Source organism: Photobacterium sp. 2_MG-2023 (assembly GCF_030547675.1).
In the GTDB taxonomy this organism is placed as follows: domain Bacteria; phylum Pseudomonadota; class Gammaproteobacteria; order Enterobacterales; family Vibrionaceae; genus Photobacterium; species Photobacterium arenosum.
In genome coordinates this window covers 176,465-190,521 of sequence record NZ_JAUOQQ010000001.1, presented here as the reverse complement: position 1 = coordinate 190,521, position 14,057 = coordinate 176,465, and the positions used below count along the sequence as shown (strand labels likewise).

The following is a 14,057-nucleotide window of genomic DNA, read 5'->3' as shown; positions in this document are numbered from 1 at the left end:
CGCTTTTTCGTTGAGTTTCCTGAACAGCTATGGTCTGCTCTTTCCTTACGCCTGCATTTTCCCTACAATCGATGCCTTATTGATAAGTGACGCTGACTAAGTCTGGAGAAACAATGAGTAACGCAAAACACAGTAAACTACTCATCCTAGGTTCTGGCCCCGCCGGTTATACGGCAGCTGTCTACGCGGCCCGTGCCAATCTCAATCCAGTCATGATTACTGGCATGCAGCAAGGCGGCCAGCTTACCACGACGACAGAAGTTGAAAACTGGCCTGGCGACGCGGAAGGACTGACAGGTCCGGCACTGATGGACCGCATGAAAGAGCATGCTGAAAAATTCAATACTGAGATCATTTTCGATCACATCAACGAAACCGATTTCAGCCAGCGTCCTTTCCATCTGAAAGGCGATAACGGTGAATACACCTGCGACGCATTGATCATTGCAACCGGTGCGTCCGCAAAATATATCGGTCTGGATTCCGAACAAACGTTCCAGGGCCGCGGTGTCTCTGCCTGCGCCACCTGTGACGGATTTTTCTACCGTAACCAGAAAGTTGCTGTGGTCGGCGGTGGTAATACCGCAGTAGAAGAAGCCCTGTATCTGGCCAACATCGCGTCCGAAGTGCATCTGGTACACAGACGTGACACCTTCCGCGCCGAGAAAATTCTTATCGATCGCCTGATGGACAAAGTCCATAACGGCAATATCGTCCTGCACACGGATCGTACCCTGGAAGAAGTACTGGGTGATGACATGGGCGTGACAGGTGTGCGCCTGAAAGCAACTCAGTCTGATACAACCGAAGATCTGGACGTGATGGGCGTGTTCATTGCTATCGGCCACCAGCCGAACACCGGCATCTTTACCGGTCAGCTGGCAATGGAAAATGGCTATATCAAAGTTCAGTCCGGCCTGGAAGGCAATGCAACACAAACCAGCGTTCCTGGTGTATTTGCCGCCGGAGATGTCATGGATCACGTCTACCGCCAGGCTATCACCTCTGCTGGCACAGGTTGTATGGCCGCGCTGGATGCGGAACGCTACCTTGACGCGTTAAACAGCAAGTAAAAACTGAAACTACGGCCACGGCAATCGACCGCGGCCTTTTTTGCCTTCCCCCTTTGGGAAACCAGAATTTGACCAACCATACAGCGCTACTTTAAAAAATGGATAAACAATTACAGCGCGAATTGACCAAATGGTTAAAATCGCAAAGCAAGCTTGCCAAACCCTGGCTCATGCTGAGTGTCGGCATGGGATTCCTGTCGGGTCTGCTCCTGGTAGCCCAGGCCGGACTGCTCGCCTACATTTTGCAGCAACTGATCATTGAACACACTGACAAGTACCAGCTGATCGCGCATTTTGCCGGCCTGATTGCTGTGGTTGCACTGCGTGCCGCCTGCAGCTGGGGCCGTGAAGTGGCAGGATACCGGTGCGGAGAGCATATCCGCCTGCATATCCGTCAGCTGATCATTCAACGGCTGCATCAGCTTGGCCCGGCGTTTATCAAAGGTCGTCCTGCCGGTTCCTGGGCCAGCCTGATTCTGGAACAGGTTGAAGAAATGCAGGATTTCTTTGCCCGCTATATCCCTCAGATGGCGCTGTCTGTCCTTATCCCGGTAGTCATTCTGGTGGCGGTATTTCCGTTTAACTGGGCGGCCGGCCTGATTTTCCTGATCACTGCGCCGTTAGTTCCCTTGTTCATGGCGCTGGTCGGTATGGGTGCTGCCGATGCAAGCCGACGCAACTTCACAGCCATGCAGCGCCTGTCCGGCCACTTTTATGACCGCCTGCAGGGCCTGGCAACACTGCGACTGTTCAACCGCGCAGACGCTGAAGCAGAAAACCTGCACGATGCCGCCGATACACTGCGCAAACGCACTATGGAAGTGCTACGCATGGCCTTTCTGTCATCCGCCGTGCTGGAATTTTTCACGGCCATTTCCATCGCACTGGTCGCGGTCTATTTTGGTTTTTCTTTCATTGGCGAGCTGGATTTCGGCCATTATGGCCTGCCGATCACTTTGTTCACCGGTTTCTTTATTCTGCTGCTGGCACCTGAGTTCTATCAGCCGCTGAGAGATCTGGGCACCTATTACCACGCCAAAGCACAAGCCATTGGCGCCGCAGAATCCATAGTGACATTCCTCAATACCCAGGCCGACGACATGAGTCAGGGTGAGCAACCGCTGCCTTCACCCGAGACCATCCGCATCAGTCTGACCGACGTCAAAGTGCTCAGCCCGCAAGGACAGGTTCTGGCAGGCCCGCTGAGTTTTGATATTGATGCCAGACAACAAGTGGCTCTGGTTGGCCCCAGCGGTGCCGGTAAAACCAGCCTGTTAAATGCCCTGCTGGGTTTTCTACCCTATGAAGGCAGCATTAAAGTGAATGGCGCAGAACTGCGCGAAATCGCCCCTGCCCAATGGCGCCAGGCTATCAGCTGGGTTGGCCAAAATCCGCTGCTAATCCATGGCAGCATTCGCGATAACATTATGCTGGGTAATCCAAACGCCACTGACGAGCATGTTCTGCAAGTGGCTGACAAAGCCTTCGCCAATGAGTTTATTCAACATCTGGAACGGGGCTTTGATCATCCAGTCGGTGATCGCTCAGCCGGTCTGTCCGTGGGCCAGGCACAGCGGCTGGCCGTCGCCCGTGCCCTGCTTCAGAACGGCAGTTTCTGGCTTTTAGATGAACCCACCGCCAGCCTGGATGCTAACAGCGAACACCTGGTGCAACAGAGCCTTAACCAGGCTACACAAGGCCAGACCACCCTGATGATCAGCCACCGTCTCGACCAGCTGACCAGTATGGATAAGGTGCTGGTGCTGGAAAACGGCCAGATTGTTCAGCAAGGCCATTTCAGCCAGATTAGCCGCGAAGGCTTATTAGCCGACATGTTGTCCCACACAGATAAGAGGGATCTCGATGCATGATTTAATCCCTTACATTAAACTCTACCGTCGTCATTGGTTTGGCCTGACCCTGGGTATGTTGCTGGGGCTGGCGACCCTGCTTGCTGCCATGAGCCTGCTGACACTGTCTGGCTGGTTCCTTGCCGCCTCTGCCGTTGCGGGTATGACGATTGCCCGTGAAACCTTCAACTACATGTTACCTGCATCGGGTGTGCGTGGTTTTTCCATCGCCCGTACCGCTGGCCGGTGGGGAGAACGTGTTGTCAGCCACAATGCAACCTTTAAGCTACTGGCCGATCTGCGCATTTTCTTCTTCCGTAAGCTCATTCCGCTGATTCCCGGCCGTCAGACCAATCTGCGCGACGCCGATTTGCTAAACCGCCTGGTTGCTGATGTGGATGCCATGGACCACGTTTACCTGCGGCTGATCAGCCCCTTAGTGATTGGGGTGATTGGTATCCTGGCGATCAGTGGCTTTCTGGCCTGGTTTGACCCCGCGCTTGGCCTGGTACTCGGTTGCCTGCTGTTTACCCTGATGCTTTCTCTGCCGGTTATTTTTTATAAACTGGGCAAGAAGCACGGTGAAACGCTGACGATGGCCAAAGCCGGATTCAGAATACGCCTGCTCGACTGGTTACAAGGCCAGGCCGAGCTCTTGCTGTTTAACGCAGAGTCCGCGTACAGAGAGCGGACACTGAATGAACAAAGTCAGCTGCTGCTGGCACAGCGCCGCATGACCAGCCTGACAGGAATGGCGAATGCGATGTTACTGCTGGCCACCGGATGGTCTCTGGTACTCATGCTGTGGTTAGCGGCTGACGGTGTGGGCGGCAGCACACCTGATTCTATGATTGCGCTGGCGGCTTTTGCCACTATGGCCAGCTTTGAGCTGATGATGCCGGTTGCCGGGGCTTTCCAGTATCTGGGGCAAACGCTCTCCTCGGCCAGACGCCTGAATGAAATTATTCATGCCACGCCCGACACACAGTTTGATCCTCAGGGCCATCAAGCCAGTGTTAGGGGCGAGATTAAAATTCAAGACGTCAGCTTTAGCTACTTCGGCAGCGAACAATCCGTGCTCAACCATGTCACTCTTGAGCTCAAAGCCGGTGAAAAACTGGCGCTGCTTGGACGCACAGGCTGTGGTAAATCAACCCTGCTGCAATTGCTGACCCGTAACTGGGATCCGCAGCAAGGTCAGATCACACTGGATGGCACGCCGCTTTGTCAATGGCAGGAAGCGGCACTGCGTGATGCTGTCAGCGTGGTCAGCCAGCGTGTCGATATCTTTAACGGCACAGTGCGCGATAACCTGCAACTAGCCAAACCGGATGCCACCGACAGCGAGCTGACAGCCGTACTGACCAAAGTCGGACTGGAGAAACTGCTGGACGGTAATGGCCTGAATACCTGGCTGGGTGACGGGGGCCGGCAAATTTCCGGGGGCGAACGCCGCCGTATGGGCATCGCCCGTGCGCTGCTTCATGATGCCCCCATTTTACTGCTCGATGAACCAACCGAAGGGCTGGACCGCCGGACTGAACAACAGATCCTGTCTTTGCTGTTCGAGCACATGCCGGATAAAACAGTGGTCTTCATTACCCACCGTCTGGTCGGGCTGGAGCAAATGGATCAGATTTGTCTGATGGATCAGGGCAACATCATAGAACGTGGCAATCACGCTTCTCTGATGGCCCTGAACGGGCGCTACACTGAACTCTGGCGTCGGGTTTAACTCATGCAACAGAAAGGCGCTGGAGCGATTCCAGCGCCTTTCTCTCAGTCTGGCTCACATTTGTTCTGACTCACTTGTTCTGGCTATGGATAAGTGCGGTCAACTCTGACCCCTTCGTCAAAATAGAGAATCCGGACGTTATCACCTGACTGAAACAACATATTCGGATCAATATCCTGAATCACATCCACCAGCTTACCGTCATCGGTTTTTATCAGTAATTCCACCAGCTTGTACTGCCGGATTGACTGACCAATATGCTGATTTTGATAGGCAACTCCAGCGCCCGCCAAAGCACCAACCGTGGTCGCGACCTCACGGCCATGTCCTCCTCCGAACTGATTACCGATCAAGCCGCCCACCACTGCACCTAATAAAGTCTGCCAACCGTTATGTTCGGAGTTGACCACTTGCTGCTGGGTAATATAACGTACCGTTTCCAGTTGACCGAAAACAACCTGATTGACCGGGCGCGCCTGATTGCGATTATAAGGCGCGGCTTGCGACACGCACGAAAACAGCAAAACGAACCATAACCACTTTCTCATACTGATATTCTCCACCTACATTGTATTTATATGGCTATATATTTGCCTGAGCTCGACTCAGTCGACTTACAGTTTCCCCATCCGAGCACAGCGCTTGATGATCCCAATGGCCTGTTGGCATTTGGTGGTGATCTCAGTGCCCAGCGACTTGTTCATGCTTATCGGCAAGGCATCTTCCCCTGGTACGCTGAAGGTGAGCCCCTGTTATGGTGGAGCCCGTCTCCCAGAGCGATTATCCTGCCAGAGATATTTCAGCCAAGTAAGAGTCTGAAAAAGTTTTACCGCAAATCAGGCTATCAGGTCACTCTGAACCATGCCTGTCATCAAGTCATAGAGAAATGCGCTTACAGCCGCGGGGTTGATGCCACCTGGATCACTTCCGCCATGATTAAAGCCTATCAGCACTTACATAACCAGGGTCACTGCCATTCCGTTGAAGTCTGGCATGACGACCAGCTTGTTGGCGGCTTATATGGCATTAGCGTCGGTACCGTCTTTTGCGGTGAATCCATGTTTTCGCTCGCCGACAATGCCTCAAAGATTGCATTCTGGCACTTCTGCCGGCATTTCAGCGCACATAACGGCAGTCTTATCGACTGTCAGATTATGAACTCGCACCTTGCTTCTCTGGGCGCGCAGGAAGTGCCTCGTGACGCATTTTTGCAAACCTTAGGACAACAAAGATGCGCCATACTTAAATCAGGTTGTTATTCGCCCCAGGTTATTGCGTAGTAGGTTATCATGAGTCTTCCCACTATACGCTTAGGCTTTACTCCGGAAATCAGTTGCAGTTATTTACCTGAGCAAAAAGAGCAGCTTGGCGTAGTCGTTGACCATCGCTGGTTAACGGCTTCTGGCTACGGCGCTCTGCTTGGCTGCGGATATCGTCGCAGCGGTCAGGCCATTTATAAACCTATGTGTGACCAGTGCCATGCCTGTACTCCCCTTCGTGTTGACTGCACTAACTTCACTCCCAGCAAAAGCCAGAAAAGGCAGTTAAAACAGCTCAATGGCTTTCGGGCTGAATTCAAGAACCAGCTTAATGATGACTGGTTCCCTCTCTATGAACGATATATCCGGGAAAGGCATGCGCACGGGGCCATGTATCCGGCCAGCAGACAGCAGTTTTTTGAGTTTTGCCAGGCAAACTGGATGGAAACCCGTTTTTTGCACCTCTATCAGGATCAGCAATTACTGGCTGTCGCCGTCACCGATTTTTTTGACCAGGCACTGAGCGCAGTCTATACCTTCTTCGAGCCGAACTACCCGTTATCGCTGGGCACTCTCTGCGTGCTGAAGCAAATCCAGTACTGCCGGGATACCGGACGGCGCTGGCTCTACCCCGGTTATCAGATTGATGACTGCCCTGCGATGAACTATAAAACCCGCTTCAGGCCTTACCAAAAGCTGATTCAGGGCCAATGGCAATAAGATTATTATTTATCCCCCCTGCTTCTGCCTCATTAAAAGGAACGAAGTTTGCAACAAAAGCTGACAAAGGGCAGCAGCAAGGGTAAAATTGCGGGCCTGAACTTTACACTTAAACAGTTTCAAGGCATTATCCGGCCCAATCAGATGCAAGGCACGGTAGCCTAAGAGGATTCAATGGCAAAAGAAGACGTAATCGAAATGCAAGGTACTGTACTGGATACACTACCTAATACTATGTTCCGCGTTGAGCTGGAAAACGGTCACGTAGTGACTGCACACATTTCTGGCAAAATGCGCAAAAACTACATCCGTATCCTGACCGGCGACAAGGTGACAGTTGAGCTGACTCCTTACGATCTGTCTAAAGGCCGCATCGTCTTCCGTTCACGCTAATTTGCGCCGGGCGGGTGAACATCAGACTGGCCCAGCTGCGAAGCACACCATACTATCGCCTTCATAAGCTAAGGCATAAAAAACGGGACTCTCAAGTCCCGTTTTTGTTAGCTGTCACTGGCTGAAGCCGGCGTTTTAATGCGCGGGTTCCATCTCACTGCTGAAGCGGAAATCCAGTGTACCGTCATCTTTTAAGGTTACACGCACCGAACCACCATTGACCAGCGAGCCGAACAGCAACTCGTTCGCCATAGGTTTTTTCAGATTTTCCTGAATGACCCTGGCCATTGGCCGGGCACCCATAGATTTGTCATAGCCTTTATTTGCCAGCCATTCACGTGCTTCATTTGACACTTCCATTGAGACGCCACGGGCATCCAGCTGGGCCTGCAGCTCAACAATGAATTTATCAACAACCTGATTGATAACATCTTTTTCCAGGTGATTGAACCAAATGATATTATCCAGACGGTTACGAAATTCAGGTGCAAAGACCCGCTTGATTTCCGACATCGCATCATGACTGTGATCCTGCTGAACAAGCCCAATGGATTTACGTACCGTCTCCTGAACACCGGCATTAGTCGTCATCACCAAAATCACGTTGCGGAAATCCGCTTTACGTCCGTTATTATCAGTCAGGGTCCCGTTATCCATTACCTGCAGCAACAGGTTAAAGACGTCCGGGTGCGCTTTCTCTATTTCATCCAGCAGCACAACAGAGTGCGGATGCTTAATGACGGCATCGGTCAGCAAACCACCCTGATCAAAACCAACATAGCCCGGAGGCGCACCAATCAAACGGCTGACAGTATGGCGCTCCATGTACTCAGACATATCAAACCTCAGCAGTTCGATGCCCAGCATTTTCGCCAATTGCACCGTCACCTCGGTTTTACCTACCCCTGTCGGGCCGGCAAACAGGAATGAACCCACGGGTTTATTATCAGCCCCTAACCCGGCACGGCTGAGTTTGATAACTTCGGTCAGCGCTTCTATCGCCTTATCCTGACCAAAGACCAGCATCTTAAGCTTGTTGTCCAGGTTCAGCAGAACTTCTTTATCGCTTGAGGAAACCGATTTTTCAGGGATACGGGCAATACGCGCGATCATGGCTTCAATGTCGCTGACATTGATGGTTTTCTTACGCTTACTGACAGGTGCCAGACGGCAACGCGCACCGGCTTCATCAATGACATCAATTGCCTTATCAGGTAAATGGCGCTCATTGATATACTTAGCAGAAAGCTCAACTGCCGCCCGAATGGCTTTATTGGTGTACCTGACTTCATGGTGGGCTTCGTATTTCGTTTTCAGCCCCATGAGTATTTTCGTGGTATCGTCCAACGAAGGTTCAACAATATCAATCTTTTGGAATCGGCGAGCCAGCGCTCTCTCTTTCTCAAAAATATTGCTGTATTCCTGATAAGTGGTTGACCCCATACAACGGATTTTACCGCTGCTCAGCAAAGGCTTGATCAAATTAGCCGCATCAACCTGTCCACCAGAAGCCGCTCCCGCGCCTATGATGGTATGTATTTCATCGATGAACAGGACGGCTTTCTCTTCTTTCTCAAGCTGCTTCAAAATCGCTTTGAAGCGTTTCTCAAAGTCGCCACGATACTTAGTGCCGGCCAACAGTGAGCCGATATCCAGCGAGTAGATAACACAATCTTTAATAATGTCGGGGACCTGACCTTCAACGATACGCCAGGCAAGGCCTTCCGCGATAGCCGTCTTACCCACCCCGGCCTCACCGACCAGCAAAGGATTATTTTTACGACGACGGCACAACACCTGAACGGTACGTTCAAGCTCATATTCACGGCCAATTAATGGATCGATAGCACCGGCCCGGGCCAGCTGATTGAGATTTGTGGCAAAGTTTTCCAGACGGTCTTCACCGCCTTCAGCACGAGGATCATCAGGACTAACCTCTGACTGATTCAAATCATCACTGTCACTGTCTTTTACTGTGCCATGAGAAATGAAATTGACCACATCAAGTCGACTGATATCACTTTTCTTAAGCAGATAGGCCGCATGCGATTCCTGTTCACTGAAAATAGCCACCAGCACATTAGCACCGGTCACTTCGCTGCGGCCCGATGACTGTACATGGAAAACCGCGCGTTGTAGTACGCGCTGAAAGCTCAGTGTTGGCTGGGTTTCCCTGCTTTCGTCATCGGCAGGGATTAATGGCGTGGTTTGTTCAATGAAGGCATCCAGTTCTTTTCGAAGGGTGTCCAGATTAGCACGGCACGCTAACAGGGCTTCCTGAGCAGCAGGATTCTCCAATAGCGCCAACAGCAGATGCTCAACCGTCATAAACTCATGGCGTTTTTCCCTTGCCCGCGCGAAGGCACCATTGAGACTGGTTTCAAGTTCTTTATTTAGCATAAGGCACCTCCCCTAAATACCACTTGATTTGGCGTGCCGGAAAAAGTCAGGCTTTTTCCATGGTACACAGTAGCGGATGTTCATGCTCTCTTGCATACATCATGACTTGAGCCACTTTGGTTTCAGCGACTTCGGCAGTAAAAATGCCGCACACTGCCTTCCCCTCATAATGCACAGCCAGCATCAACTGTGTTGCTCTCTCCAAATCCATGGAGAAGAACTTCTGTAACACTTCTATCACAAAATCCATCGGTGTGTAATCATCATTATTTAAAATCACTTTATACATCGATGGCGGCTTAACCTGAGTGTCCTCCTTATTCAGTATGTCTGACTCTGGGCTAATCCTTTCGCTTAACTTACTCATATTCTCATCTTAGTCATTTGTTCAATCGGTTGCTAGATTGCGACGGACAAAAAAGATTTCATCCAAATGTTACAAGTCTTGCTTGACTGTCTAAGTCTTTTTACTAAAGTGTACCTTGTAGTAGATACTAACTGCATCAAAATAGCATTTATATTCAAGTCATGTTAAAACAGTACTGATAAATAAATGCTAAATGGAAATTGAATGCAAAGAGGGATGTAAAAGCATGGCAACAGGTACAGTTAAATGGTTCAACAACGCAAAAGGCTTCGGTTTCATTTGTCCTGAAAACGGTGAAGGCGATATCTTTGCACACTATTCAACTATCCAGATGGAAGGATATCGAACGCTGAAAGCAGGTCAACAAGTTAACTACACCGTTCAAACTGGCCCGAAAGGCTATCACGCCAGTGAAATCGTCCCCATCGATGTTGAAAGCGCCAGTAAATAAACGTAGCTGACACATTTACATCACTTTATCCAGGTGGGCGACTGCTCACCTTTAGCTATTGCCTCTCCCACCCTACTGACAACCTACTCTTCAAGCATTTCATCTCTGGTTATGCTTTTTCATCACCACTTCATTGACAATTAAGTGAATAAACAGTGAATAAATCACAAGAAAACAAGTAATTAACAATTCAGTTAACAACTGGCTATTCAGCCCGCGTTTTCTTATCGTTTTGAACAAGCGCTTGTGGGCTAATTATGACCGATCTCATAGAAACAACACAATGCCAGAGACATGCTTTTCTCAGGCCATGGGATAAATAATCGAGTAAAAACAAAAAGGCCCAGCCGAAGCCGAGCCTTTTTCAAAGCGATTAAACTGACTTACATTTGTTCAATCATATCGCCAGCGAACTCTGAACATTTACGCAGTGTTGCGCCGTCCATCAGACGTTCAAAGTCGTAAGTCACAGTCTTGTTGCGGATTGCCGCTTCCATAGACTTGATGATCAGGTCGGCAGCTTCAGTCCAACCCAGGTGACGCAGCATCATTTCAGCAGACAGAATCAGAGAACCCGGGTTCACTTTATCCTGACCAGCATACTTAGGTGCAGTACCATGAGTAGCTTCAAACAGTGCAACACCATCACCGATGTTGGCACCAGGTGCGATACCGATACCACCTACCTGAGCAGCCAGTGCATCAGAAATGTAGTCACCGTTCAGGTTCATAGTCGCAATCACATCATACTCAGCCGGACGCAGCAGGATCTGCTGCAGGAATGCGTCTGCAATGCTGTCTTTGATGATGATCTCTTTACCTGTGTTAGGGTTTTTCAGCGTCATCCATGGGCCGCCATCCAGCAGCTCAGCACCGAATTCTTTCGCTACTTCGTAACCCCAGTCTTTAAAGGCACCTTCAGTAAACTTCATGATGTTGCCTTTATGAACCAGCGTCAGTGAATCACGGTCATTGTCGATGGTGTACTGTACTGCTGCACGTACCAGGCGCTTAGTACCTTCTTCAGATACTGGCTTGATGCCGATGCCGCAGTCTTTAGAGAAGCGGATCTTAGTCGCGCCCATCTCGTCTTGCAGGAACTTGATAACTTTATCTGCTTCGGCTGTACCCGCTTTGAACTCGATACCTGCATAGATATCTTCTGAGTTTTCACGGTAGATAACCATATCAGTCAGTTCAGGTTGTTTCAGCGGGCTTGGTACGCCTTCAAAATAACGAACCGGGCGAGCACAGATATACAGATCCAGCTCTTGGCGCAGTGCAACGTTCAGAGAACGAATGCCGCCGCCAACAGGTGTAGTGAGTGGACCTTTAATTGCAACTTTGTATTCACGAATAAAATCAAGGGTTTCTTGAGGAAGCCAAGCATCTTCACCGTAAATCTGAGTCGATTTTTCACCGGTGTAGATCTCCATCCAGGAAATTTTACGGTCGCCGCCGTATGCTTTCTGAACTGCCGCATCAACCACTTTGATCATTGCAGGGCTTACATCAACGCCAATACCATCACCTTCAATAAAAGGAATGATCGGGTTGTTAGGAACGACCAGCTTACCATTGGCATCAAGGGCAATTTTCTGACCTTCTGCTGGTACAACTACTTTACTATCCATTAAATTCTCCTAGCGTCCGTTTGTTATCTTTTTGTAAGATGCGGGGGAATCATACTTGAAAATTCACCAGCACGCCATGGGTGGTTTTTTACGTTATAATGGTGCGCTCACAAAATACTTATCCCCTTTACTTTGTATCGCCATGAAAACTCAACGTACCCGACGCACCACCCGGAACGACGATCGTAACCCGTCCCGTCAGCCTGGCGCCAAACCGCGAAAATCACGTATTGCCTCTCAGCCAGGCCGTCACCGTGGTCCGCAGAAGATCATTCTTTTTAACAAGCCCTTCAATGTGTTGACGCAATTTAGCGGAGAGCCGGGAGACAAAACACTCGCTGACTACATCCCGGTAAAAGATGTCTATGCCGCAGGGCGTTTGGACAAAGACAGCGAAGGCCTGCTGGTGCTGACCAATGACGGTATCCTGCAAGCGCGCCTGACACAGCCCAGCTCCAAGCAGCCCAAAACTTACTGGGTGCAGGTTGAAGGCATTCCAGATGAAGAGCAGCTCAAAGCATTACGTACAGGTGTTACATTAAAAGACGGTATGACATTGCCGGCCGATGTCACCGTCATTGAAACACCTGCGGTTTGGGACAGGCATCCGCCAATTCGTGAGCGTAAAAATATCCCGACCACCTGGCTCAGTATTACCTTAAGAGAGGGGCGAAACCGGCAAGTGCGCCGTATGACGGCCCATATAGGTCACCCCACTCTCAGATTGATCCGCTATCAAATGGCTGACTGGACTGTCGATGGTCTGGCTCCCGGTGAATGGCGGGAAGTCTCTCTCTGACAACGACAGGCTGGCCGGGGAGATTTACCGGCGCGTTAATTTTGCTAAAACACTACACATTAGCGGAGAGTTACACTATCATTGCCGGCAAATAGCAAACGATTGCGTTAGTGGTGATTAACGAGTGATCGCACAGGCTGACAGCCCAATTTGCCGATAAAAGATGAATAAAGTGTGAAGCGGTTCTCGATCTGTTTCAGTTCGCAGCTTTCTGTTAGAATTACGCCCTTATCACTTATTCAAGATTGAAGAGAAAAATGTCAGATAACAGCCAGAAAAAAGTTATTGTCGGCATGTCCGGCGGCGTCGATTCCTCGGTTTCTGCTTACCTGCTACTTCAACAGGGCTACCAGGTAGAAGGCCTGTTCATGAAGAACTGGGAAGAAGATGACAATGACGAGTACTGCTCAGCGGCAGAAGATCTCGCGGACGCACAGGCTGTGTGCGACAAACTGGGCATTCATCTTCATACGATCAACTTTGCTGCTGAGTACTGGGACAACGTGTTCGAATACTTTCTTGCAGAATATAAAGCTGGCCGTACCCCAAACCCTGACATTCTGTGTAACAAAGAAATCAAATTTAAGGCATTCCTGGAGTTTGCCGATGAAGTGCTGGATGCTGATTATATTGCCATGGGACACTATACCCGTCGCACTTTCCCTACCCAGCCCGGTCAAAAAGCACAGATGTTACGCGGACTGGATAACAACAAAGACCAGAGCTATTTCCTTTATACCCTGAGCCACGATCAGGTAGCACGTAGTCTGTTCCCTGTCGGTGAACTGGAAAAACCGGAAGTACGCCGCATCGCTGAAGAGCAAGGGCTGATCACCGCCAAGAAAAAAGACTCTACCGGTATCTGTTTTATCGGCGAGCGCAAGTTCACCGAATTTCTGGGTAAGTACCTGCCTGCACAACCAGGCGATATTGTGACGGCAGAAGACGGTAAAGTTATCGGACAGCATCAGGGACTGATGTATCACACCCTGGGCCAGCGCAAAGGCCTGCTGATTGGTGGTTTGAAAGACAGCTCAGATGAGCCCTGGTATGTCGTTGATAAAGATATTGAGAAGAACCTGCTGATTGTCGGACAAGGAAAAGATCATCCGCGCCTGCAATCTAACGGTCTGATCGCCGCTCAGCTGCACTGGGTGGATCGCGAACCAGTGCGTGAGCCGGTGAAATGCACGGTGAAGACTCGTTATCGCCAGCAGGATACGCCTTGCACCCTTATTCCTGTTGATGACAACAGCATCAAAGTCATTTTTGATGAGCCGCAAATCGCCGTGACGCCAGGCCAGTCAGCGGTGTTTTATCAGGGTGATGTGTGTCTTGGCGGCGGCATCATTGAAGAGCGGATTTAAAGGGACAGT

Annotated in this window: 13 protein-coding genes; 9 read left to right on the top strand and 4 right to left on the bottom strand. The window is 50.3% G+C overall.

Annotated features, from left to right (window positions below; genetic code table 11):
• Nucleotides 1-113 precede the first annotated feature (113 nt).
• The 3 genes from trxB (at nucleotide 114) to cydC (ending at nucleotide 4,658) form a co-directional block, all read left to right on the top strand.
• Nucleotides 114-1,073, top strand: a complete 960-nt coding sequence (trxB, locus tag Q4491_RS00855; RefSeq protein ID WP_303453420.1) for a thioredoxin-disulfide reductase — start codon at nucleotides 114-116, stop codon at nucleotides 1,071-1,073.
• A 98-nt stretch (nucleotides 1,074-1,171) separates the two neighbouring features.
• Nucleotides 1,172-2,944 carry a cysteine/glutathione ABC transporter permease/ATP-binding protein CydD gene (gene cydD, locus Q4491_RS00850; protein ID WP_303453418.1) on the top strand — a complete coding sequence of 591 codons (1,773 nt, stop codon included), beginning with the start codon at nucleotides 1,172-1,174 and terminating at the stop codon, nucleotides 2,942-2,944.
• Entirely contained in the window at nucleotides 2,937-4,658 is a 1,722-nt protein-coding gene (gene cydC / locus Q4491_RS00845) for a cysteine/glutathione ABC transporter ATP-binding protein/permease CydC (protein ID WP_303453415.1), read from the top strand. Before cydD ends, cydC begins: the two co-directional genes overlap by 8 nt.
• Nucleotides 4,659-4,741: 83 nt before the next feature.
• Here cydC and Q4491_RS00840 read toward each other — a convergent pair whose 3' ends face one another.
• Complete coding sequence (locus Q4491_RS00840; protein ID WP_161445792.1) at nucleotides 4,742-5,206, bottom strand: glycine zipper 2TM domain-containing protein; 465 nt, start codon at nucleotides 5,204-5,206, stop codon at nucleotides 4,742-4,744.
• 30 nt (nucleotides 5,207-5,236) lie between these two features.
• On the opposite strand from Q4491_RS00840, the gene aat reads away from it, so the two are divergent.
• The 3 genes from aat to infA all read left to right on the top strand — a co-directional run bounded on the left by aat (nucleotide 5,237) and on the right by infA (nucleotide 7,030).
• The gene (gene aat / locus Q4491_RS00835) at nucleotides 5,237-5,938 is read left to right on the top strand and encodes a leucyl/phenylalanyl-tRNA--protein transferase (RefSeq protein ID WP_192015170.1); all 702 of its coding nucleotides are present in this window, start codon (nucleotides 5,237-5,239) and stop codon (nucleotides 5,936-5,938) included.
• Nucleotides 5,939-5,947: 9 nt separating this feature from the next.
• Nucleotides 5,948-6,637 carry an arginyltransferase gene (locus tag Q4491_RS00830; protein WP_192015169.1) on the top strand — a complete coding sequence of 230 codons (690 nt, stop codon included), beginning with the start codon at nucleotides 5,948-5,950 and terminating at the stop codon, nucleotides 6,635-6,637.
• 174 nt (nucleotides 6,638-6,811) lie between these two features.
• The gene (infA, locus tag Q4491_RS00825) at nucleotides 6,812-7,030 is read left to right on the top strand and encodes a translation initiation factor IF-1 (RefSeq protein WP_027252769.1); all 219 of its coding nucleotides are present in this window, start codon (nucleotides 6,812-6,814) and stop codon (nucleotides 7,028-7,030) included.
• 135 nt (nucleotides 7,031-7,165) lie between these two features.
• On the opposite strand, the gene clpA is transcribed toward infA, so the two are convergent.
• Together clpA and clpS are read right to left on the bottom strand one after the other, a co-directional pair.
• Nucleotides 7,166-9,430, bottom strand: a complete 2,265-nt coding sequence (gene clpA / locus Q4491_RS00820; RefSeq protein WP_192015168.1) for an ATP-dependent Clp protease ATP-binding subunit ClpA — start codon at nucleotides 9,428-9,430, stop codon at nucleotides 7,166-7,168.
• A 46-nt stretch (nucleotides 9,431-9,476) separates the two neighbouring features.
• A complete protein-coding gene (clpS, locus tag Q4491_RS00815; RefSeq protein WP_161445786.1) occupies nucleotides 9,477-9,797 on the bottom strand; it encodes an ATP-dependent Clp protease adapter ClpS in 321 nt (106 codons plus the stop codon).
• A 226-nt stretch (nucleotides 9,798-10,023) separates the two neighbouring features.
• On the opposite strand from clpS, the gene cspD reads away from it, so the two are divergent.
• Nucleotides 10,024-10,248 carry a cold shock domain-containing protein CspD gene (gene cspD / locus Q4491_RS00810; RefSeq protein ID WP_027252772.1) on the top strand — a complete coding sequence of 75 codons (225 nt, stop codon included), beginning with the start codon at nucleotides 10,024-10,026 and terminating at the stop codon, nucleotides 10,246-10,248.
• 383 nt (nucleotides 10,249-10,631) lie between these two features.
• On the opposite strand, the gene icd is transcribed toward cspD, so the two are convergent.
• Nucleotides 10,632-11,882: an NADP-dependent isocitrate dehydrogenase gene (icd, locus tag Q4491_RS00805; protein ID WP_218382925.1), complete on the bottom strand. Its 1,251-nt coding sequence runs from the start codon at nucleotides 11,880-11,882 to the stop codon at nucleotides 10,632-10,634.
• Between the two features lie 142 nt (nucleotides 11,883-12,024).
• Between icd and Q4491_RS00800 the strand changes: the two genes are divergently transcribed.
• On the top strand, nucleotides 12,025-12,681 hold the full coding sequence (locus Q4491_RS00800; protein WP_368393372.1) for a pseudouridine synthase: 657 nt from the start codon (nucleotides 12,025-12,027) through the stop codon (nucleotides 12,679-12,681).
• Between the two features lie 257 nt (nucleotides 12,682-12,938).
• Complete coding sequence (mnmA, locus tag Q4491_RS00795; protein ID WP_237794085.1) at nucleotides 12,939-14,048, top strand: tRNA 2-thiouridine(34) synthase MnmA; 1,110 nt, start codon at nucleotides 12,939-12,941, stop codon at nucleotides 14,046-14,048.
• The last annotated feature ends 9 nt before the right edge of the window (nucleotides 14,049-14,057 follow it).

Excerpts from the sequence above, each read along its gene's own strand:
- trxB (WP_303453420.1), top strand. The coding sequence starts at position 114 with ATGAGTAACGCAAAACACAGTAAACTACTCATCCTAGGTTCTGGCCCC.
- cydD (WP_303453418.1), top strand. The coding sequence starts at position 1,172 with ATGGATAAACAATTACAGCGCGAATTGACCAAATGGTTAAAATCGCAA.
- cydC (WP_303453415.1), top strand. The coding sequence starts at position 2,937 with ATGCATGATTTAATCCCTTACATTAAACTCTACCGTCGTCATTGGTTT.
- Q4491_RS00840 (WP_161445792.1), bottom strand. The coding sequence starts at position 5,206 with ATGAGAAAGTGGTTATGGTTCGTTTTGCTGTTTTCGTGCGTGTCGCAA.
- aat (WP_192015170.1), top strand. The coding sequence starts at position 5,237 with ATGGCTATATATTTGCCTGAGCTCGACTCAGTCGACTTACAGTTTCCC.
- Q4491_RS00830 (WP_192015169.1), top strand. The coding sequence starts at position 5,948 with ATGAGTCTTCCCACTATACGCTTAGGCTTTACTCCGGAAATCAGTTGC.
- infA (WP_027252769.1), top strand. The coding sequence starts at position 6,812 with ATGGCAAAAGAAGACGTAATCGAAATGCAAGGTACTGTACTGGATACA.
- clpA (WP_192015168.1), bottom strand. The coding sequence starts at position 9,430 with ATGCTAAATAAAGAACTTGAAACCAGTCTCAATGGTGCCTTCGCGCGG.
- clpS (WP_161445786.1), bottom strand. The coding sequence starts at position 9,797 with ATGAGTAAGTTAAGCGAAAGGATTAGCCCAGAGTCAGACATACTGAAT.
- cspD (WP_027252772.1), top strand. The coding sequence starts at position 10,024 with ATGGCAACAGGTACAGTTAAATGGTTCAACAACGCAAAAGGCTTCGGT.
- icd (WP_218382925.1), bottom strand. The coding sequence starts at position 11,882 with ATGGATAGTAAAGTAGTTGTACCAGCAGAAGGTCAGAAAATTGCCCTT.
- Q4491_RS00800 (WP_368393372.1), top strand. The coding sequence starts at position 12,025 with ATGAAAACTCAACGTACCCGACGCACCACCCGGAACGACGATCGTAAC.
- mnmA (WP_237794085.1), top strand. The coding sequence starts at position 12,939 with ATGTCAGATAACAGCCAGAAAAAAGTTATTGTCGGCATGTCCGGCGGC.